Source organism: Intestinimonas timonensis, assembly GCF_900626145.1.
GTDB lineage: Bacteria > Bacillota > Clostridia > Oscillospirales > Oscillospiraceae > Intestinimonas > Intestinimonas aquisgranensis.
In genome coordinates this window covers 65,637-87,567 of record NZ_LR130835.1, presented here as the reverse complement: position 1 = coordinate 87,567, position 21,931 = coordinate 65,637, and the positions used below count along the sequence as shown (strand labels likewise).

Below are 21,931 nucleotides of genomic sequence, written 5' to 3'. Positions count from 1 at the left end.
ATGGGGTTCACTCCAGATTCATGTGCCGTTTCCGGTCGGCAGACCAGGCAAGCTTCCGGGTGAGGGCGGCGGTGTCACCCTGTTCCAGTACCTGGCGGTAGGCGCACAGGTTGTCCTCCAGGTTGCGGATGACTTTGGTCAGTGCGGAGGCGTTCATGGAAAAGAGTTCGGTCCACAGAGGAACGTCCAGGGCGGCCACCCTGGTGCAGTCCCGGAAGGAGCCGCCCTCGAATCCCCGGCATTCGAAGAGATCTGGGTCGTCGCATACCGCCACCGCCATGATATGCATGACCTGGCTGGTGTAGGCAATGATGGCGTCATGTTTTTGGGTGGTGGTCTCCACCACGTCACGGCAGCCGATGTAGGCAGCGATACGCCGGAGGAGGTCCAGGTGCTCCGGGCGGTGGCCGGGCCGGGGGGTGAGGATGTAGTGGGCGCCCTGGAAGAGAGTCCCATTGGCGTGGAAAATGCCGGAGGTCTCCTTGCCGGCCATGGGATGGCCGCCGATGAAGTCCACCTCGTCGGGCAGCACAGCGGCGGCGTCTACAACGGCGGTCTTGATACCGCATACGTCGGTGACCAGACTGCCGGGCTTGAAGTCCAGGCGGTGGGCTTTGAGAAAGTCCACGATGGCACCTGGATGGAGGCAAAGGTAGACCAGGTCGGCAGCGGCAATGGCCGCCCCAGCGTCGTCGGTGAGGCGGTCGCCCACGCCGTGGGCGGCGGCAAACTCCAGAGTGGCGTGAGAATTGTCTACTCCCACGATCTCAAAGTCCTCAAAGCCCCGGAGGGCCATGGCCATAGAGCCGCCGATTAAGCCCAGGCCAATAATGGCGATCTGCTTTTTCATGTCCGCCCCTCCTCAGACCGTCCTGCCCACACAGGGGGCCAGGCTGCGCAGCTTGCCCATGAGGTCATCGAACTGCCCGGGGGTGATAGACTGGGCACCGTCACACTTGGCGTGGGGTGGATCGTTGTGGACCTCGATGATGAGGCCGTCGGCACCGGCAGCCACAGCCGCCATGCTCATGCGCTCCACCATCCAGGCCTGGCCGCAAGCGTGGGAGGGGTCCACTACCACGGGGAGGTGGGAGAGCTTCTTCACGGCCAGCACAGCGGAGAGGTCCAGGGTATTGCGGGTAAAGGTCTCAAAGGTGCGAATGCCCCGCTCGCAGAGGATGACCTTGTCATTGCCGCCGGCCATAATGTACTCGGCGGACATGAGCCACTCCTCGATGGTGGAGGAGAGTCCCCGCTTGAGGAGAATGGGCTTGGTGGTGCGGCCCAGCTGCTTCAGGAGGTCGAAGTTCTGCATATTGCGGGCGCCCACCTGGATGACGTCTACACACATCTCGAACATCTCAATGTTGTCGGTGGACATGATCTCGGTGACGATGGGCAGGCCGGTGGCAGCTCTGGCCTCCTGGAGAAGGCGGATGCCGTCGTTGCCCATGCCCTGGAAGGAGTAGGGGGAGGTACGGGGCTTGAAGGCGCCGCCCCGGAGGGCGGAGGCGCCGCTCTGCTTCACCGCCTTGGCCACGCCCACGATCTGCTCCTCACTCTCCACGGAGCAGGGTCCAGCAATGACAGCCAGCTTTTCGCCGCCCAGCAGGGTACCGCCGCCCAGATCGATGCCAGTGTCCTCTGGGTGGTATTTTCGGTTTGCCTTCTTGTAGGGCTCGGTGACACGCATGACCCGCTCTACACCGGGGAGCAGAGAGAGTTTTTCCTGATCGATGCGGGAAGGATCACCTTCGGCGCCCAAAATGGTGGTCTCGGAGCCCTTGGAGACCATAACCTTGACGCCGCCTTCCTCCATGGTGTGGATAGCGGATGCCAGCTGTTCTTCGGAGAAGCCCGGCTTCATAATAACGACCATACTCGTTCCTTCCTTTCTGCTAAGACGGATAAGAAAAACACGGCAGTCCCGGTCGGGACCGCCGCGTTGTGATGTCCACACGCATTCATAGCGAACCAGATCCAGGGCATGACAAAGTGCCGTTGCCGGTATAGAGGCAACGGTAGGAATACCCATAGATGTAACCCAGGAACAGCTTCATGAGACACACTTCCTTCTGTTGTGGTACTTTAACACTTTTCCCTGTTGAAGTCAAGGCCTTGACATCAAATTTTTCTCCATGCTACCAAAATGCTACCAAAAATATGGCTCAAACCGTTGGGGCGCAATGGATTCAGAAAACGGCCGAAATAAAATGCTACCAAGATGCTACCAAGGGAACCTTTTTCGTCTAAACGGTCAGTCTTTTCCACAAAATGTGGAAAAGACTGACCGTTTTTTGCGATGCAAGGGGCGTTATACGCCCGTATTACGAGAAAAAGTTCGTATTTTCAGGCGTTTGCCCCCTAAAACCCCAAATTTTAGAAGGAGGAATTCCAAATGAGAAACCTCAAGCGGGCTCTCAGTCTGGCTCTGGCCGCTGTCATGGTTCTGTCCATGATGGTCGTTGGCGCCGGCGCTGTGAACCTCGACGACTTCTCCGACAAGGACGAGATCGTCAACAAAGAGGCCGTCACCGTGCTGAGCACTCTGAACGTGATCAACGGTAAGGACGACGGCTCCTACGATCCCACCGGGATCGTGACCCGCGCCGAGATGTCCAAGATCATCTGCGTCATTCTGAATGGCGGCAAGGATCCTGCTCTGGGCGCTTCCACCACCCACACCTACACCGACACCGTGAACCACTGGGCCGAGTCCTACATTGAGTACTGCACCCAGCTGGGCATCGTGGCCGGCAAGGGCAACGGCACCTTCGACCCCAACGGCACCGTGACTGCCACTGAGGCTGCCAAGATGCTGCTGGTGGCTCTGGGCTACAACGCCGGCTTCGAGGGCATGGTTGGCGCCAACTGGGCCATCTCTACCAACGTGCTGGCCAACCAGAACAAGCTGTACGGCGGCCTGGACATCGACGTGGATGCCGGCCTGACCCGTGACAACGCCGCTCAGATGGCTTACAACGCCCTGAACTGTGAAATGGTCAAGTACGACTACGCTCTGGTCACCGGCCCCAACGGCTCCCTGACCTCTGTTCCCCGCGTTGATAAGCTGGACGATACTCTGCTGAGCGACAAGTTCGGCGGCGTCCGCGTCGAGGGCGTTGTGGTCCGCAACGAGCAGACCTCTTCTAACTTTGACGGCAAGACTGTCATCGAGATTACCAACGCTGACGAGCTGACTAAGGTCGGTCACAACTTCGGTAGTTCTGCTACTTTCAAGGTTGCCACCGATGCTTCCCTGCAGGGCACCTCCGTGTTCTTCTACGCTGTCCCCTCCGTGGCCTCTCCCAACAACTCCGAGAAGGCTATGGTCCTGGGTTCCGTGATGGACTCTGGCAAGAACACCGTGGTTTCCACCACCAGCGCTTTTGATAAGGATGCCGCTATTGCCAACAGCAACACTGCCGCTGTGATGAAGGATTATATGGACGGCGAGGACATCACCGTTAATAATTCCACTGTGGCTGTTGTGAACGGCGCTGTTCAGGGCCGTGAGGATGACGAGGCCACCAACACTTACCTGGCCCGTGTGCTGGCCAACTACGTCGGCTATGAGACCAAGTTTATCGACAACGATAACGACGGTATCACCGAGTATGTGGTCCAGACCCAGTACGGCTTCGGTAAGATCACTAAGTACTCCACCAAGGATGACGGTTCCCTGACCATCGACACCTACACCGATAGCAAGAACTACAAGGCCGAGAAGATCATGGGCTTTGAGGACGTGGCTCTGGACGACTATGTTGTTTACAACACCATGGGCAGCAAGCTGTACGTCGCTAAGGCCGAGACCGTCACCGGAACCCTGGAGACCTTCAAGGCTCACGACAACCGCCTGAAGGCCAACCTGACTGTGGACGGCACCACCTACACCTTTGACAACGTCCTGTACGACAACGATGGCAAGCTGATGAAGCCCACCGAGTACACCAAGAACAACGCCATGGGCAACGAGGTTACTCTGTACCTGGATAAGTTCGGCTACGTTGTGGCCACCTCCGAGGTCAAGGCCTTCACCGACTATGCCTATGTGGCTAATGTCCAGGGCAACAACGACGCTACTGCCATGGCTGGTTCCGTCCGTGCCTATGTGATCCTCCCCGACGGCACCGAGGCCTCCTATGTGGTCAACGAGTTCAACAACAGCGATAGCTTTGAGGACACTGAAATCACGACGGGTGCGGTCTACGGCTACTACATCACCAGCGACGACAAGATCAACCTGACCAGCACCGGTATTACTAACACTGCTATCGGTACTGAGAATAAAGTCGTGGAGTACAAGAGCGGCGACGCCACTCTGTATGTGGATGATGCTGCTTTTGCCACCAAGGTTGACAGCACCACCACCTTCTTCTATGCCATTCTGAAGGACGACAACAAGACCGTCAAGACCGTTGAGGTCTATGCCGGCAAGAATGCTGCTCCCTCCTTCAAGGTCACTGTGGGTGACGGTACCGAAAGCAAGGCCGCTGTCAGCTATGTAGACTACGACGAGGACGGTGTGGCTGAGGCTGTGATCGTCACCACAAAGGCTGTGACCTCTAGCAATATTCTGTACCTCTACAGCTATGTGAAGAGCACCGGTGAGAATGCTATCTACAACGCTGTCATCGATGGAGAGCTGGTCGAGGGCATTACTGTGGACGACAAGGCCACTGGCCTGGCTGGCGCTGTGTATACCTACACCATCACCAGCAAGGGCGTCTATCAGCTGACTAAGGTCACTGACAACATCATCACCGATTTTGTCACCCTGGTTGATGGTAAGTCTGTGGTTGTGGGTGGTAAGGAAGTCAAGCTGACCGACAGCACATCCATGGCTGAAATCGACGGTTCTGATACCGCCATCATCTCCAGCGTGTCCAAGAAGGATTATGTCACCGTAGTCTACAACGCTAACAACGAGGCGGTTGGCCTGTACATCATCGAGCGCTATGCTACCGACAACGCGAGCATCCTGGCCGTTGACGGTACCACCGTGACCGATGAGGATGGTCTGGCTACCACCGAGACCACCTCGGCCACTGTCCTGAGTGCTCTGACCGTTTCCAAGAGCGTTGTTGAGGGCACCATGAAAATCGTGGCTGAGAAGCCTGCCAATTACGAGGCCGCTGAGGCCGCTGAGGCTGTTGAGACCCTTGAGGCTGGTAACTTCTACTACATCGTGCTGTTCGCTGAGGATGGTGCTTCTTACAGCGCCACCAAGCTGGCTGTGACCGAAGAGTAAGCAATCGTGTTCTAAGACATACGCAGCACAAACAAGAGGACCCCGGACCAACTGGTCCGGGGTCCTCTTCTACCCATTTTTACAGCACCACGATGCCATAGTCAAAAAATACGCATTCAAGATAGTTCCCGCAATTCAGGGTGAAGCTGGCGGCGAGGCTACCACCGGACCATGTCCCCTCATAGGCGTCCTCATTGCAACTCTGGCCGTTGACTTCAACGCTCTTCCGATGGCCGGTTTTGACCAGCTCGGCTCCGTTCAAGGTAGGGGTCACGCCTCCCCCGGTGTAGCGGACAAAGACCAGAGCCTTTTCTCCCGTCCCGGTCAGCTCCGCCGCCGTGGCGGTGAGGTTCCCACTGGCCGCCCCCATGGCCGTGATCCGGATGGTCCCGGCCATGGTCCCACCGGAGCCGAGATAGATACTGACTGACCGTGAGCTGTTGTTGCTGTCCAGCTTGATAGAAAAGGTATCCCCCTTGATGAGCTCCACCGGGGTCTCCAGAGTGACGGTCTTGGTGCCGGTCTCGCCCGGGTCGAAGGTCACCTTCTGGCGGGCCACGGCCTCGCCGTTGTACGTGACCGTCATCTGGGTAGAACACCCGTAGTTATCCGAGGGATAAAAGGAAAAGGTGAACCCGGTGAGTACGCCCCCGCCTGTGGCCGTTTTGGTGCCAGTGGAACAGGGATCGTCCCCCAGGAAACAGGTGTCGCTGGTCTTGGCTGTAGTAATATTCCCCTGGCCGGTCTTGCTCAGTCGGGCGGCCCTGTCCTTAATCTGGATGGCAGCGCTTTTGGAGGCCACACGGCTTTCATCCAAAAACCCGTCGTATAACAGCGCCTTTTTATACCCGGTGTACTTGCCCTCGTACTCGTTTTGCAGCAGCAGGTTGTAGATGTTGTAGTCCGCTGCCTCCAGCCCCGCCAGCGCCCGGTCCGCTGTGTTCTGGGCCGTCTGTGCGTCAGATGCCGCCTTGTCTTCTGCTGCCTTCAGGGCGGCGTCAATCTTCTCATTGTCCCCGTTGAATTCCTCCCGTAAAAACTTGTCCGACCGCTGCCACTGGCACAGTCCGTAATTTGCGGTATATCCGCTTGCCATTTGCATCCCTCCTCACCCTTGGGAGGTCTGCTGTCCAGCGTTGCATGCCCTCTCCATACCCGGGCGGCGCCATGTCCGGGCGGCCTTCGCTGGCCCATAAATGGTACCGCGCTTACGAAAAACAGAAAAGACCCGCTGCCGAGGGAGATGGAAACTCCCTCTGGCGACGGGTCTTGTTTTGTGTTTCGTACTCAGGTGTCCGCCTGCTCCGGGCGGATATCGCCGGTGACGGCATTCCAGTAGTAGGCGCCGTTGTCGGTGGTCACATACCAGGTGGGGATCAGACGAGTGGGCTCTGTCTGGGCGTCCATGGTGTAGCCGGCGACAAAGCCGGTGATCTCACTGCACACGCGGCTGTTCTGCTTGACATAGTCGGCAAACCGCAGCAGCAGCGTTACCGTATCCAGACAGCGCTCGCCGCTCACAGGCTGAGGCGTACCCACCAGACGGTGGCTGGTGTCCCGCTGAATCTCCCGCAGCTCTCCATCCTGAAACATCAGGGTGGCGGTGCAGTCAAAAATGGGCACATCCTCCCAGCTCTGGCGGACGACGACCGCCCCCTGCCGGGGCCAGGCGGCGGTGTCGGAGGTCTGCACTTGCGCATCGATTCCAAGCCCTTCCATGAGGGTGAGCGCGAATTCCTCCGGTGTGCGCTCATCCACCGGATAGGCCCCCTCATAAAACTCGGCGGAAAAGGCGCCGTTGATATAAAACTGAGCGGTACCCTTGGTGCCCTCATACCGCATGGAGTCTGACGGCGTGGCTGTCAGCTCACCCAGCAGCGCGGCGGCCTGGCTCTGCTCCAGAACCTGGTCCCGCTGCACCACCATGGGCGACAGCTCCATCTCCTCCGGCAGCAACTCCCGGTCCAACTCGATCCGGCAGGTGTTCCACAGCACGGTGATGGCATCCTCCCGGGCGTTCTCCGAGTAGTTTCGGCTCTCCTGCTGGCGGTGGAGCACCAGTACCAGCAAAAAGACGTTCACGCAGGAGAGCATGATAATAATGATGTTCTTCAGCTTAGACCACTCCAGGATGACTCACCTCCTCTCAAGGCGCGGACTCAGAACGCGCCCCAGTCCGCGGTGACCTCGTCGCCGCGCAGATCGTCATAGTAATAGAGCAGCAGCTCCGAGCCCTGGGCCTCCTGTGCCTCCAGTGCGGCGGTGGCCTGGAGCTCCGGCAGCACCTGGGGCCCCTGCTGCACATAGGTGTACTTGCGCAGCTGGAGCTGAAAGCCGGTGATGGCGCCGTCGGAAATCTCGATTCGGGCGGCACAGCCCAGCTGTCCCACTACCACGGCGGCGCCGTCCAGCTGGTAGCCGATGAGAACGGCCACGCCGTCCTCCGTCTCCTCCAGCCCCTGGATATACAGCCGCGCATCTCCGCACAGCGGGGAGGCGGAACTGGTCTGGAAAACCCGTTCCACAAAGGCCCAGGCACTTCCCACCAGCTCCCACTCCGTGGGATTCTGGCTCAGGCCCTGGAGGGGAAAACGGGGATCGGTACGCTCGGCGGCCTCATAGGTCACCTGGCCGCTGTCACTGAAGCGCAGCTTCTCCGAACCCTCCTGGATGGTGACGCCGTCCCGGCTCCGGTAGGACATGGACTGGGGCTGGAAGGACAGGCTCCGCACCAGAGCCTCAAAGGCGTCACCGTAGTCCTCACCACCGTCGGTGATGGGGACCGGGTTGGTCACGGAGAACCGGTCCGGCTGGGGCGATACACCGCCTCCAAGCAGTGTGTAGGGCGCCAGGCTGGCATAGGCCTCCCCACTCTGGAAGGCAAAGGCGGCGCCATTGGGCGAGACCCCCGCTACGAACCGCTCCAGCCGCTGGGCCAAATCGGAAGCCGTCTCGGAGACATAGCAGTTGCCTGTATTTTCATCAATAAAGTACAGCAATACCCGTCCGTCCTCACTCAAAGTAAGGAGCATACGGCGAATACTGTGGGGCAGCTCCACATTTCCGGCACGTCCGCCGCTCAGCCAGGCCGTCAGATTGGTCAGCGGCACCCGCCCGAGAAAATCCAGATAGATGCCGGGCCGCTGAGCGCTCAGAGCCGTACGGAATGCTTCCTCACTGACCTGCTGTGGTGTACCCGCGCTGGTCAGTGCGTCGGCCAGGGGGTTGGTGAACTCCAGAAAGAGGCTGTCCAGAACGGTATTGTCGTACTGGATGCCGGCGCTGCCCTGAGGCGTGAGGACCACCATGCGGACAGGACGGGGCAGGGTGCCCTGACTCCAGTCCCCCAGCACCTGACTGGGAGAGACAGGCTCCTCCTCGGAAAAGATGGACTTCAGGCCGGACAGCAGATGGCCGCCGCTGGCGGCGCCGTCCACGTAGAGCTGCGTACGGCCCAACAGATACAGTGCCGACAGGGCCAGCAGTACGATGAGCGCGTTTTTTCCCCACTCGATGAGGGAGCGCTTTTTCTCATTTCCCATGGGCAGGTCCCTCAATGGGCAGCTCGATGCGGATGGTGGTGCCGGGCCCCGGCCGGTCCACCAGGGCAATGATGCCCTCGTGGCGGTCTACGATCTCCTTGGCGATGGAAAGACCCAGGCCGGTGCCGCCCGACTCCCGGGACCGGGCCTTGTCCACCCGGTAGAACCGCTCAAAAATGCGGGGACGATCGGCCTCGGGGATGCCAATGCCGTTGTCGGACACCTCCATCCACACCCGCAGGGGGTTCCGGCCGGCGGAAATGGCGATCTGCCCGCCGTCAGGGGTATACTTGATGGCGTTGGAGACCACATTCATCATCACCTGGAGCACCCGGTCCCGGTCCCCCACGATATCGGGGACATCGGGGGCAACCTCCAGCGTGAGGGTGTGTCCATGGCGCTGGGCGTCCATAAGCACGGCGTTGTAGATATCCCGGACGGCTGCGGAGAAGGAGAACCGCTCCAGCTTGAGCTCGCTGCGGCCGGAGTCGAACCGGGACAGGGTGAGCAGGTCCTGGACGATGTGGGTCATGCGGTCGGACTCGTTGAGGATGACCCCCAGGAAGTTTTTCTCCATGGTGGGGGGGATATCTCCCGCGCTGTCCACCAGCGTCTCGGCATAGCTGCGAATGTTGGTGAGGGGGGTGCGCAGCTCATGGGATACGTTGGCCACGAACTCCCGGCGCATCTCCTCGTTCCGGCGCTGAGTGGTGACGTCGTGGATGACCACCATCACGCCGCCCTGGCCGCTCTCCTGATCGAAGGGGGCCAGCAGCAGCTCCAGGCTCCGGTTGCCGGCAGTGCGCTCGGCCTCCTGATATCCGGGCTGCTCCAGGCTCAGGATCTGATCCAGGGGCGCCAGGTCCCCAAAGAGGCTTTCATAGGTGTCCTCGGGTAGGATGGGACGGCCCAGCATGTCCTCGGCCGCCGGGTTTTTCTGAATCACGCCGTCCTCCCGGCTGAAGGCCACCACACCGTCGGTCATGTGGAGGAAGAGGGTGTCCAGCTTATTGCGCTCGTTCTCCGCCTCCCGGATGGTGGCCTGGAGCTGCCGGGCCATGGAGTTAAAGGTGGCGGTGAGCACGCCGATCTCATCCTTGGAGGCCACCTCCAGCTTCCGGGAGAAGTCCCCGGAGGCCACCCGCTTGGCGCCGGCGGTGAGCCGTTCGATGGGGGTGATCATGGTCTTGGCCAGCAGGAAGGAGAGGAGCACCGAGGAGATGAGGCCGAAGATCAGCGCCTGTATGATGAGCATGAAGATGGAACTGTTGAGCTCGGTCACCGTCTGGCGGTTATCGTAGATCTGGATGATATAGGGGACCTCACCCCGGGTGATGGGGATGGCCACATCCATAAAGTCGGCGGTGATGTCGCTGTCGGTGGCCGGCTCCCCGGTGGCCAGCGCCCGGAGCACGTTGGGACTCTTGTCCAGGCTCTGGCCCAGCTGGTCATCGGAGCCAGCCAGATAGGCCCCGGTGGTGCCGTCCAAAATGAAATAGTAGCGGGTGCGCCCGTCCACGCCCAGCTCGCCCATATTGGCCCTGAGCACGTCCTGGAGACCGGCCACGCCGTCCTCCTCCCCTTCGTAGGGGTTGGTGAGGTCCTCATAGAGGTCCTGGGCAGAGAACATGCTGCTCATACGGGTGTTGAAGTCGTCCAGGTAGTACCGCACCACGGCGTTCATCAGAAAGGCGCCCACCACCGTCATCAGGGAAATGATGAGCAGCACCATGATGAGCACCAGCTTCATATGGAGAGAGCGGAACATGGGAGCGGACCTCCTTTCTCAGGCGTGATTGGGCGTAGGGGATGCTCAGGCGTTGAAGAGGTAGCCCAGACCGCGTCTGGTCACAACAAACTGAGGACTGGCCGGATCGTCCATCTCCCCATGGGGCTCCAGCCCCACGGGGACCCCGCAGAGGACTCCACATGCTCAGGGCAAGTGAATTGCCCCTGCGCCAGGGTGCCGGCGGCACCCTATACCGCCTGACGGCGGTCCCATCTGCGATGGGGCCCTGTGGAGGCCGATCCGGCCCGAGTGATTTGAAAATTCAGGCGTTAAAGAGGTAGCCCAGACCGCGCCTGGTCACTACAAACTGGGGACTGGACGGATCGTCCATCTCCCCATGGGGCTCCAGCCCCACGGGGACCCCGCAGAGGACTCCACATGCTCAGGGCAAGTGAATTGCCCCTGCGCCAGGGTGCCGGCGGCACCCTATACCGCCTGACGGCGGTCCCATCTGCGATGGGGCCCTGTGGAGGCCGATCCGGCCCGAGTGATTTGAAAATTCAGGCGTTAAAGAGGTAGCCCAGACCGCGCCTGGTCACTACAAACTGGGGACTGGCCGGGTCGTCCTCCACCTTTTCGCGCAGGCGGCGGACGGCGACGTCCACCGCCCGGACGTCGCCCACGTATCCTTCGTAGTTCCACACGTTCTCCATGAGGGCCTCCCGGGAGAAGACCTTCCCCGGGTTGGAGGCCAGGAACTTGAGCAGCTCATACTCCCGCTGGGTGAGGTCCAGGGGGGCACCGTCCTTGTAGGCCATGAGCAGCTCGGTGTCGATGGTGATGCGGCCCAGCTCCAAACGGCCGACGGCCGGCTTGGCGGAGGGTTCAGCCGGAACCATGGTGCTGCGGCGGATGTTGGCCTTCACTCGGGCCATGAGCTCCCGCATGGAGAAGGGCTTTGTGATATAGTCGTCGGCCCCCAGCTCCAGGCCCAGGACCTTGTCAGTCTCCTCCTCACGGGCGGTGAGCATCAGGATTGGAGTGGTACGGCCGGCCTGCCGGATCTCCCGGCAGACATCGAAGCCGTTCTTCTTGGGCAGCATCAGGTCCAGCAGGATGAGGTCCGGGTCCTGTTCCAGGGCCAGCTGGAGTCCGGCCTCTCCGTCGTAGGCCTCCAGAGCGGTATAGCCCTCCTTGGTCAGGTTATAATTGAGGATGTCGACAATGTTCTTCTCGTCCTCTACGATCAGAATGGTCTTTCCCATATCGCGCCTCCCAGCTTGTCCATATCGGTGTCGGTCACAGGCCCAGCAGAACCTTGGTTTTCAGCAGCCCGGCCACGGTCTTGGCGTCCTGAAGCCGGCCGTCCATGGCCTGCTCCAGCAGCACTTCAAAGGGTACCCGGTCCAGCTCCAGGAACTCGTCGGGGTCAGGGTGGCAGGGTCCCTGGTGGAGTCCACGGGCCAGATAAAGGTGGATCACCTCGTCGGAAAAGCCCGGCGAGGACAGCAATCCACCCAGATATTCAAAAGAATCAGCGGTGAGTCCGGTCTCCTCTTCCAGCTCCCGGATACCGGCAAGACGGTGGTCTTCCCCGCGCTCCAGCTTGCCGGCGGGCAGCTCGGTGATGACCTTGCCGAAGGGGTAGCGGAACTGCCGCACCACGGTGACGGTGCCGTCGTCGTGGTAAGGCACCACACACACGCCGCCGGGATGGGAGACAACCTCACGGCCCGCCTCAGCGCCGTTTGGCAGGGTCACCCGATCCACCCGCAGGTCCACAATGACACCTTTGAAGATCGGCTTGCTGGATACCGTTTTTTCGTACATTTCCATGTCCACCGCTCCTGTTTGCAGAATTAAAATCAGTATACCACGGTTTGCTGTGGACTGCAATCACCGGCCGTCTCAGACACACCGGCAAAAGAAAAGATTTCCAGTGGAGAAAGCCGTAACATTCGTGTAAAATTTCTTTTGCTTTTACATACTAGGGATGGTATAATATTGTCGCATCGGAGCGGGCACCTGTGAGCGCCCGCCTGTAAAAGAAACATTTACCGGGCCTAGGACCATTTCCCGGCCCTTGACGCGCCCCTTTCGGCGAGCCGGAGGGTGCGAGGAGAATAGAAGGTGCGGTTTTGACGAAGTATGTGATTCACGGGGGCAGACCGCTGTACGGAGAGATCGAGATCAGCGGCGCCAAAAACGCCGCGGTGGCTATCATTCCCGCCGCCCTGCTGGTGGACGGTGTGTGCCGGATCGAGAACATTCCCCAGATCAGCGACGTGACCCTTCTTTTGAAGATCCTCCAGGAGCTGGGCGCCGATGTGCGCACCGTGGACCGAACCACGGTGGACATCGACTGTACCCACATCCGCAACGCCAAGGTACCCGACGTGATGGCCCGACAGATTCGGGCCTCCTATTATCTCATCGGTGCCCTGCTGGGCCGGTTCGGCTCCTCCCAGGTGCCGCCGCCGGGCGGCTGCCACCTGGGCGCCCGGCCTATCGACCAGCACATCAAGGGCTTTGTCGCCATGGGGGCCGATGTGGACGTGAGCGGCGGCTATATCAACGCCAAGGCCCAGGGCGGCCGTCTCCAGGGCGGTCAGGTCTATCTGGACATCGTCTCCGTGGGCGCCACCATGAACATCATGCTGGCCGCCGTGCTGGCCAAGGGCATGACCATCATTGAAAATGCCGCCAAGGAGCCCCACATCGTGGATCTGGCCAACTTCCTCAACTCCATGGGTGCCGACATTATGGGCGCCGGCACCGATGTCATCAAAATCCGGGGCGTGGACCGCCTGAGCGGCGGCACCTACTCCATCATCCCCGACCAGATCGAGGCGGGCACCTATATGGCTGCCGTGGCCGCTGCCGGCGGCGAGGTCCGCATCAAGAACGTGATTCCCAAGCACCTGGACTGCATCACCGCCAAGCTGGTGGAGATGGGGGTGGAGGTGGAGGAATCCGACGACTCCGTACTGGTTCGCCGGGACCCCAACCGCCGGCTCACCCGCACCAATGTGAAGACCCTGCCCTACCCCGGCTTCCCCACCGACATGCAGCCTCAGATCGCCGTGGCACTGTGCATGGCGGAGGGCACCAGTGTCATCACCGAGGGCGTCTGGGACAGCCGCTACCGCTATGTGGATGAGATCCGCCGCATGGGCGCTCAGGTGCAGGTGGACGGCAAGATCGCCGTCATTGAAGGGGTGGACAAGCTCACCGGCGCGCCGGTGCAGGCCTGTGACCTCCGGGCCGGCGCCGCCATGGTCATCGCCGGTCTGGCCGCCCAGGGCACCACCGAGGTGGACTGCATTCACTATATCGAGCGGGGCTATGAGGACATCGTCCGCAAGCTCTCCGGCGTGGGCGCCGATATCCGCGTGGTGGTCACCCCGGACGAGGAGAAGGCCCAGGCCTCCGTGGGCTGAGAATCGAACACGAGGGCGGCGGTATGTGATCCGCCGCCCATGTTTTTTGCGCTTTTGCGCTGAACTTACCGATATGAACACTGGGAGCGATCACCGTTGCTGACATTGACTACACTGGCCAGCGGCTCCTCCGGCAACTGCGTCCTGCTCTCCGATGGGGAGACCCATCTGCTGCTGGACGTGGGCATCTCCTGCCGCCGGATCTGTACTGCCTTGGCTGGGCTGAACATCCCGCCGGAGTCCCTTGCCGGCATCCTCATCACCCATGAGCACGCCGACCACATCTCTGGCCTTGCCACCCTACATAAGCGGTTCCGGCTGCCGGTCTACACCAGCCCCGGCACCGCCCGGCAGCTATGCTATCGCATTGCCGCTCTGGAGGACGTGGTCCGGACCTGCGCCCCGGGGAGCAGCTTCACTGTGGGCGGTCTGGATGTGGAGACCTTCCCCATCTCCCACGATGCCGCGGAACCGATGGGCTTCGCCTTCTCCAGCGGGAACCGGAAGGCCGCCCTGGTCACCGACCTGGGTGTGGTCACCGAGGCCGTCCGCAACGGCATGGCGGGGGCCCAGCTAGTGCTGGTGGAGGCCAACCACGACCCCGACTGGGTCCGATCCGGCCCCTACCCCTACTATCTCCAGGCCCGCATCCTGGGGGAGAAGGGCCACCTGTCCAATGAGGACGGGGGCGCCCTGGCCCTCTCCGCCGTGGATGGCGGTGCCCGGGCCGTGGTGCTGGCCCACCTGTCCAGGGAGAACAACACTCCCCAGCGGGCCTTTGACGCCGTCAGCGCCATTCTGAGCGCCCACGGCGCCTGGGAACCGGGCCTCACCCTGGCGGTGGCCCCCCGGGACCAGACCGGACCCGTCTATACTGTATAAGGAGGCCGCCATGCTGGACGTACACATCCTCTGCGTGGGAAAGCTGAAGGAGAAATTCTATACCGAGGCGGCGGCGGAGTACGTCAAGCGGCTGGGGGGCTACTGCCGCCTCACCCTGACGGAGCTCCCCGAGGAGCGCTTACCCAAGTCTCCCTCCCGGGCCCAGATCGACGCCGCCCTGGAGAAGGAGGCCGCCGCCGTCCGGGCCAAGCTGCCCCCCAACTCCAGTCTGGTGGCCCTGTGCGTGGAGGGAAAGCTCTGCTCCAGTGAGGACTTGGCCAAGCTGGTGTCCGACTGGAGCCTGAGCAGCGCCAAGCACCTGGTCTTTCTCATCGGCAGCTCCTACGGCCTCCACCCCTCTCTGAAGGCCCAGGCCTGGGTGAAGCTGTCCATGTCTCCCATGACCTTCCCCCACCACCTGGCCCGGGTCATGCTGCTGGAGCAGGTCTACCGGGCCTTCAAGATCAATGAGGGCTCCGATTACCACAAATGAAGCCGCCGCTCTGTCAGGTTTCAACAAATAACCATTGTAGTTCCCCTTGGAATTGTGTTATAATTTTGACAACAAAGATGATGGGAGGTTCTTCCAATGTCCTACCGAGATACATATGAAAAGTGGCTCCACAGCCCCGCCCTGTCCTCCGAGGAGAAGGCCGAGCTGGAGAGCATTTCCGGCGACGAAAAGGAGATCGAAAGCCGTTTCTTCGCACCCCTGGAGTTCGGCACCGCCGGTCTTCGCGGCACCATGTGCGTGGGTCTGCACCAGATGAACGTCCATGTGATCCGCCACGCCACCCAGGCCTTTGCCGAGGTCATCAAGGCCGAGGGGAAGGAGGCCATGGAGCGTGGCGTGGCCGTCTGCTTCGACTGCCGCAACCACTCCGCTGAGTTCGCCAAGGAGACGGCCTGCGTCATGGCGGGCAACGGCATCAAGGTGCGGCTCTTCGAGTCCCTGCGCCCCACCCCTGAGGTGTCCTTCGCCGTCCGCGAGTACCACTGCATCGCCGGCGTCAACGTCACCGCCAGCCACAACCCCAAGGAGTACAACGGCTACAAGGTCTACTGGCAGGACGGCGCCCAGCTGCCCCCCCACCACGCCGACGCCATCGCCAAGAAGATGGCCGAGCTGGACCTCTTCGACTCCATCGTCCGCATGGACTATGATGAGGCGGTGAAGAGTGGCCTGATCACCCTCATGGGGGCGGAGACCGATGAGAAGTTCCTCTCCAACGTCATGGGCCAGGTCAACGACAAGGCGGCGGTGGAGAAGGTGGCCGACACCTTCAAGATGATCTACACCCCCTTCCACGGCACCGGCTACAAGCTCATCCCCGAGGTGCTCAAGCGTCTGGGCATGAAGCACGTCATCTGCGTGCCTGAGCAGATGGTGGTGGACGGCAACTTCCCCACCGTGGTCTCCCCCAACCCGGAGAACCCCGAGGGCTTCTATCTGGCGGTGGACCTGGCCAAGAAGGAGGGCGCCGACTTCATTCTGGGCTCCGACCCCGACGCCGACCGTGTGGGTATCATGGTGAAGAACGACAAGGGCGAGTATGTCACCATCACCGGCAACCAGACCGGCGTACTGCTGCTGGACTACCTCATCGGTGCCAAGCAGCGCACCGGCAAGATGCCGGAAAAGCCGGTGGCCCTCAAGACCATCGTCACCACCGAGATGGCCCGGAAGGTGGCCGAGACCAACGGCCTTGCCTGCTATGACACCTTCACCGGCTTCAAGTTCCTGGCCGAGAAGAAGGACAAGCTGGAGAACGCCGGCGAGGGCAAGGTGATCTTCGCCTACGAGGAGAGCTACGGCTATATGCTGGGCGACTACGTCCGGGACAAGGATGCGGTGACCGCCGCTCTGTGCCTCACCGAGATGGCGGCCTGGTACGCCGGACAGGGCATGACCCTGTACGACGCCCTCCAGAAGTGCTATGAGAAGTACGGCTTCTACGCCGAGAAGACTCTGAACCTGGTCATGCCCGGTCTGGACGGCCTCAAGAAGATGGCCGATCTAATGGCCGGCCTGCGGGAGCACCCCCCGGTGGAGATCTCCGGCGTTGGGGTCCTCCAGCAGAAGGACTACAAGGACGGATCCGTGGTCAACGTCTCCGATGGCGCCAAGTCCACCATGGAGCTCTCCGGCTCCAACGTGCTGCGCTACGAGATGGCCGACGGCACCAGCCTCATCGTCCGTCCCTCCGGCACCGAGCCTAAGGTCAAGGTCTACATCCTGGCTAACGGCGTGACTCAGGCCGAGTGCGACGAGAAGGTGGCCAAATACGTCGTCTGGGCGGAATCCCTCAAGGGCTGAGCACTGACCAAAAAACGATAGCCCCGCTGTCTCCCATGGGAGATGGCGGGGCTGTTTTTGTCTTTGTTTTTCTTTTCAGGTCCAGGTTATGGGACCGGGACCGGCGGAACGGCAGGGTGATTTCTGGTGATTTATTACAGGTGCAACTTTGGCCGCCGGAGCACCCTTCTATGAGGAGGGATGCAAAATGGCAAGCGGATACACCGCGAATTATGGACTGTGTCAGTGGCAGCGGTCGGACAAGTTTTTGCGTGAGGAATTCAATCAGGACAACGAGAAGCTAGATGCCGCCCTGAAGGCGGCGGAGGACAGGGCGACGGCAGAAACCGGTCGGGTGCGTACCAGGCTGGAGACGATAAATTATAACCTCTGCAACCTGCTGCTGCAAAACGACTATGAGGGAAAGTACACCGGGTATAAAAAGGCACTGATTTTTGATGGGTTCGTGGGAGAAGTGGACCGTGAACTAAGTGCATCGCTCCTGTTGAACAGTGGGAGCCTTATTCTTGGACGGACGGGACAGGGGAACGTGAGTTATCCGTATGGTAGTCAATCCACGCGGACCTCCGGTGTGACGGAAAGCAAGACAGCAGAGGGAACGGGCTATGCGACTGGATTTACCTTTCAGGTATATACAGACGTCGCTATGAGCAGTGCCGAATACATGCCGTACCACTTTACCCGCAATGGTGAGGATGTCTTGTCTGGACAATATGAGTTAAGTGGACTAAGCCGTGACCAGACGAAGGAATTCAGGATCACATTTCCCGAAGCCGTAGGTTTGAGCACGGGAGACATCTTTACCTTTACGCTGGAAGCACCAAGCACCCATTTTTGGATTACTGGCGGTGACCGGGCCGGATCGTTGGCTGGGACATTGTATGTGACACCTGTCTCAGGCAGCAGCGGGACGGTCTGTCAAACACAGTCCGGCCTTCCGGCCAGCGATGGACTAAGAGCTTGGGTGCGGCATCAGGGTGGAAGCGTTTCACTCAGCGTTCAGCGGGAGGGTGATGAGGTGCAGAACCTGATGCCCGGCGGGCAGAAGGCCGCAGTGGAACCACTCAACCGCAAGGCATGCACAGAAGCATCTTTCTATTTGGACCACAGCTTTTTGGAAGGCCAGTTCCGTATCGTACTTACGGCAACATTAGGTGACACTGAGAACACGATGGAGATATTTGATTATGGAATACTGTGGATTTAAGTGTACAAAAGTATAGAAGAGGACCCCGGCCATAAGCCGGGGTCCTCTTTCTTTTCACTTGAAGAGTGGCAATTTAAATTACCAGGTCAGATCCCAAGTGATGGTGTACTGGGTGGAACCAACAGTGACAGTGGTAGTGGCAGGGCCGTCGTTACCAACCAGAACGTACTTGGCGGAACCACCGTCAGCCGCATCGTAGAGAGCGATGACAGCAAACTTGGTGGAATCGCCCAGGTTGTTCTGAGAGGTAGCAGAACCGCCGGTGCAGTACAGATTCTTAATGGTCTCGGTGGGGTTGGCAGGATTGGTGCCAAAGCCGGGAACCTTGGTGTTAACATCGGTGGCAATGACCTTGCCGCTGACAGTGATGGCATTGTTGGCAGTGGCAAAGATCTGGGCGTCAAAGGTCACATAACCGGTGTTGACCAGATCATAGAAGCAACCATAAGTGGGGTCGTTCTTCCAGTTGGCAGTATAAGCCAGGTGGGTGTCCTGATCAGCAGTGGTAACAGCGACAGTGTTCTCGGCAGGAGTGCCGTTCCAGCTGTTGCCGTTAGCGCCGACGGTCCAAGTGGTGCCGGAGACAGAAACGGTAACGTCGGAGGCGTTCACATCGAGAGCCTTGGCGACAGCGGCCTTGGCAGCAGCGATCTTCTCAGCATCGCTGGGCACGTAGCCGTTGGTGCAGGAGAACTTCAGGCCACCGCTCAGGGAGAAGGTAGCGGTCACATTGCCGTTGACCTCACCCTGGGTGGGAATCTCGGCCTCATGCTTGGTGATCACGATCATCACGATGGTGTCGTCATCCAGCAGGAACTGGACCTCGTCACCCTTGGCCAGAGCGCCCTTCAGGGCCACGTCGGGAGTGCCGGGGTTGCCGTCGTTGTCGATGACCACGGTGTTGCCGTTGATCAGATACTCACCAGCGGTGGTGACGACGGAGTTGGTGTAGACGCGGGACACAGTGCTGGTCTTGTAAAAGTCCTCGCCGGTGACGGTGTTGATCTCATAGTAGCCGTCGCTGTTCACGGTGTAGGTGTACAGGGTGTCGGCCTTCAGGATGTTCTTGTCACTGGCGTCGATCTTCACGGTCTCGGTGGTGTCCTTGCCGTTGAGGACCACGTTGGCGTTGATGTAGTCGCTGGAGATGTTGGCCAGGCTGTAGACGAACATGTGATCGCCCACGGAGGCCTTGGCCACCACGCCCTCGAACACCACAGCGGCGGCAGCGCCGGAGCGGTTCACGACGACGGTAGCACCGGTGGTGCTGTTCACGCTGGGAGCGGCATCGCGGCCGGTGTAGACCTCGACCTTATCGCCGTTCACGTAGAAGAAAGCGGTGCTGTTATTGGCAAAGTACTTGCCGTCGTTGGCGGGAGCGGTGCTGCCGGTGACGGTAATGGTGCTCTTGCCCTTCTCAAAGGCGGCGCTGGAAGTGGCGTCCTGCTGGAAGGTGCCGTTGTCGGTGACAGCAGTCAGCTTGATCTCCTTCTTGGAGTCAATGGTGTAGGCGTAGACGTTGCCATCATCAACATTGTCGATATCCACGGGGCTCTTGTCGCTGAGGGTGTAGGTAGCCTTGGTGCCGTCAGACAGGACGACCTTCACCAGATCCTCCAGGGTGGCATCAGAGGACTCAATCACATAGGCAAAGTTGTAGGCGGACTCCACGACCTCGCCGGTGGCCACGATGTAGCCCTGCTGGTCGAGATAGAAGGTAGCCTCGGTGTCCAGGCTGGCGGTGTCATCCACGAAGGTCTTGTTGGCGGCGAACAGCTCGGTGCCGGTGTAGGTGGGCACGTTGGAGATGTTGTAGTCGGTGCCGTCAATGGTCAGCTTGGTGGTGAAGTCGTTCTTGCTGCTGTTCTTGTAGGCCTCGATGGTGCCAGTCACAGTCTCAACAGCCTCGACGTACAGCTTGCCGCCGAAGAAGGAAGCCATGACATAGTCGTCCTTAGCCACGTCGTCAAAGCCGACCACGTCAACCTTGTCGTCCACGGTGTAGGAGCCGGAAGCCAGGGAAACAGTGATGGAGCCGTCGCTGGAGGTGGAGTACTTGGTCACCTTGCCCAGCTGATAGTTGTTGTAGAGGACGTAGTCCACATCGCCGTCATCATCGGTATCGACAATGATCTTCTCGTAACCGGCAGAACCAATGGAGGTGTCGGTGAGGGCGGCCATGGAAGCGTAGTTGTAGGCGATCTGAGTGCTGCTGGTGAAGCTCAGATCGTTGTCATCAGCAACGTCCTTCACGGAGTCACCGCTGTAGTCCACGACCACCTTGTTGTCGGTGGAGGTGATGACGGAGCCCAGGACCTCAGCCTTGGCAGCGTTGGTGGCCTTCTTGACATAGATCACCACGGAGCGGCCCAGAACGTCCTTGCCGGAGGAGACAGCGAAGGTCTCGGTGCCGGTGTAAACCTTCTGGTCATCGCCGTTGGTGATGATGACCTTGGTCTTGCCCTCGTCCAGAGCGGAACCCACAACACCCTTGGCGTAATCGCTGTTGGTGCTGGTGGAGCTCAGGTTAGCAAACTCATTGGCGACCACAACACCCTCGACCTTCACAGCGTTGAACTTGTCCTCGAGGAGGGTCTTGTTGTTGTTGTCGATGAGGGTGGGGCTGGAGCTGATGGAAGAACCATCGGTGACCAGGGTGTAGTCATAGCTGACCACGCCGGCATCCAGAGCGTTGTAGACCATCTGAGCGGCGGAGTCACGGGTCAGGCCCTCGTCCACGGAGATGCTCAGGTCGGAGTACAGACCCTTCTGGTTGGCGCGCACATTGACAGCAATGGCCCAGTTGGAGCCGGTGAAGCCCTCGACCTCGGACTTGTAGCCCATGGCGACGAGCAGCATCTTGGCGGCCTCAGAGCCGGTCACGGTGGCGTTGGGGTTGAACTTGCCAGCGCCGTCGCCAGCCACGATGCCAAGCTGGGTGCAGTACTCAATGTAACCGGAAGCCCAGTGACCCACGGTATCGGTGTAGCTGTTGGTGACGGTGGTGCCCAGGCTGGGATCCTTGCCGCCGTTCAGGACGACGCAGATCATCTTGGCCATCTCGGCACGGGTGACAATACCGGTGGGATCGAAGTCGCCGGTATCCTTGCCGTTGATGACGCCCAGCTCGACGAGCATCTGAACGGCCTCTTTGTTGACGATCTTATCCTTGTCGGAGAAGTCGTCANCGCTTTCGGCGGGGGTGGTGGTCTCGGGGGCGGGGGTGCTGGAGGCGCCGCCGCCGGCGCAGCCGGCCAGCAGGCCCACGGTCAGTGCTCCGGACAGGAGCAGAGAGGCAAATTTCTTCATGGTTCATTCTCCTTTTCATTCTTTCTTTCCCAGTTCGGAGCACAAAAAAACGCCCTTGAATCACATTCAAGGACGAAAGCCAACGCTTCGTGGTACCACCTTGCTTCACCCCTGCCTCACGACAGGGGCCTTATGGAGTACAAGCATACTCCTGCGCGCTTACGGGCGCACCCGTCACGACCTATGCGTTTCCGCAGTCAGCCGCACCGCTCCAAGGCCATCTTCAACAGGACCTTCCGTACCCGTTCCCA

The 21,931-nt window shown here is 60.2% G+C and carries 14 protein-coding genes and 2 pseudogenes; 6 read left to right on the top strand and 10 right to left on the bottom strand.

Features of this window, described 5'->3' with window-relative positions:
* Positions 1 to 7: 7 nt before the first annotated feature.
* The gene (locus E0E29_RS17710; protein WP_130851067.1) at positions 8 to 850 is read right to left on the bottom strand and encodes a prephenate dehydrogenase; all 843 of its coding nucleotides are present in this window, start codon (positions 848 to 850) and stop codon (positions 8 to 10) included.
* A gap of 12 nt (positions 851 to 862) precedes the next feature.
* On the bottom strand, positions 863 to 1,879 hold the full coding sequence (aroF, locus tag E0E29_RS17705) for a 3-deoxy-7-phosphoheptulonate synthase (protein ID WP_130851066.1): 1,017 nt from the start codon (positions 1,877 to 1,879) through the stop codon (positions 863 to 865).
* Positions 1,880 to 2,398: 519 nt separating this feature from the next.
* Here aroF and E0E29_RS17700 point away from each other — a divergent pair.
* The gene (locus E0E29_RS17700) at positions 2,399 to 5,254 is read left to right on the top strand and encodes an S-layer homology domain-containing protein (RefSeq protein ID WP_130851065.1); all 2,856 of its coding nucleotides are present in this window, start codon (positions 2,399 to 2,401) and stop codon (positions 5,252 to 5,254) included.
* A gap of 79 nt (positions 5,255 to 5,333) precedes the next feature.
* On the opposite strand, the gene E0E29_RS17695 is transcribed toward E0E29_RS17700, so the two are convergent.
* The 7 genes and pseudogenes from E0E29_RS17695 to E0E29_RS17670 all read right to left on the bottom strand — a co-directional run bounded on the left by E0E29_RS17695 (position 5,334) and on the right by E0E29_RS17670 (position 12,361).
* Entirely contained in the window at positions 5,334 to 6,350 is a 1,017-nt protein-coding gene (locus E0E29_RS17695; protein WP_130851064.1) for a hypothetical protein, read from the bottom strand.
* A 191-nt stretch (positions 6,351 to 6,541) separates the two neighbouring features.
* Positions 6,542 to 7,336: a hypothetical protein gene (locus tag E0E29_RS17690; protein WP_165449973.1), complete on the bottom strand. Its 795-nt coding sequence runs from the start codon at positions 7,334 to 7,336 to the stop codon at positions 6,542 to 6,544.
* Between the two features lie 77 nt (positions 7,337 to 7,413).
* Positions 7,414 to 8,796, bottom strand: coding sequence for a hypothetical protein (locus tag E0E29_RS17685; RefSeq protein WP_130851062.1), 1,383 nt, complete (start codon positions 8,794 to 8,796; stop codon positions 7,414 to 7,416).
* Positions 8,786 to 9,130 (bottom strand): annotated as a pseudogene (locus E0E29_RS19370) (sensor histidine kinase); the annotation flags it as partial. The gene E0E29_RS17685 and the pseudogene E0E29_RS19370, both read right to left, overlap by 11 nt.
* Positions 9,131 to 9,289: 159 nt before the next feature.
* Positions 9,290 to 10,051: pseudogene (locus tag E0E29_RS19365) on the bottom strand (histidine kinase dimerization/phospho-acceptor domain-containing protein); the annotation flags it as partial.
* Positions 10,052 to 11,085: 1,034 nt separating this feature from the next.
* Positions 11,086 to 11,790, bottom strand: a complete 705-nt coding sequence (locus E0E29_RS17675; RefSeq protein WP_130851061.1) for a response regulator — start codon at positions 11,788 to 11,790, stop codon at positions 11,086 to 11,088.
* Positions 11,791 to 11,824: 34 nt separating this feature from the next.
* Complete coding sequence (locus E0E29_RS17670) at positions 11,825 to 12,361, bottom strand: NUDIX hydrolase (protein ID WP_130851060.1); 537 nt, start codon at positions 12,359 to 12,361, stop codon at positions 11,825 to 11,827.
* A 302-nt stretch (positions 12,362 to 12,663) separates the two neighbouring features.
* Between E0E29_RS17670 and E0E29_RS17665 the strand changes: the two genes are divergently transcribed.
* The 5 genes from E0E29_RS17665 to E0E29_RS17645 all read left to right on the top strand — a co-directional run bounded on the left by E0E29_RS17665 (position 12,664) and on the right by E0E29_RS17645 (position 18,371).
* Positions 12,664 to 13,965, top strand: coding sequence for a UDP-N-acetylglucosamine 1-carboxyvinyltransferase (locus E0E29_RS17665; RefSeq protein ID WP_130851059.1), 1,302 nt, complete (start codon positions 12,664 to 12,666; stop codon positions 13,963 to 13,965).
* Positions 13,966 to 14,061: 96 nt separating this feature from the next.
* A complete protein-coding gene (locus E0E29_RS17660; RefSeq protein ID WP_130851058.1) occupies positions 14,062 to 14,847 on the top strand; it encodes an MBL fold metallo-hydrolase in 786 nt (261 codons plus the stop codon).
* Positions 14,848 to 14,857: 10 nt separating this feature from the next.
* A complete protein-coding gene (locus tag E0E29_RS17655) occupies positions 14,858 to 15,340 on the top strand; it encodes a 23S rRNA (pseudouridine(1915)-N(3))-methyltransferase RlmH (protein WP_130851057.1) in 483 nt (160 codons plus the stop codon).
* Positions 15,341 to 15,436: 96 nt separating this feature from the next.
* Complete coding sequence (locus tag E0E29_RS17650; RefSeq protein ID WP_130851056.1) at positions 15,437 to 17,164, top strand: phospho-sugar mutase; 1,728 nt, start codon at positions 15,437 to 15,439, stop codon at positions 17,162 to 17,164.
* Positions 17,165 to 17,351: 187 nt separating this feature from the next.
* Positions 17,352 to 18,371 carry a hypothetical protein gene (locus tag E0E29_RS17645; RefSeq protein WP_130851055.1) on the top strand — a complete coding sequence of 340 codons (1,020 nt, stop codon included), beginning with the start codon at positions 17,352 to 17,354 and terminating at the stop codon, positions 18,369 to 18,371.
* 78 nt (positions 18,372 to 18,449) lie between these two features.
* Here E0E29_RS17645 and E0E29_RS17640 read toward each other — a convergent pair whose 3' ends face one another.
* Entirely contained in the window at positions 18,450 to 21,680 is a 3,231-nt protein-coding gene (locus tag E0E29_RS17640; RefSeq protein WP_130851054.1) for an S-layer homology domain-containing protein, read from the bottom strand.
* Positions 21,681 to 21,931 lie beyond the last annotated feature (251 nt).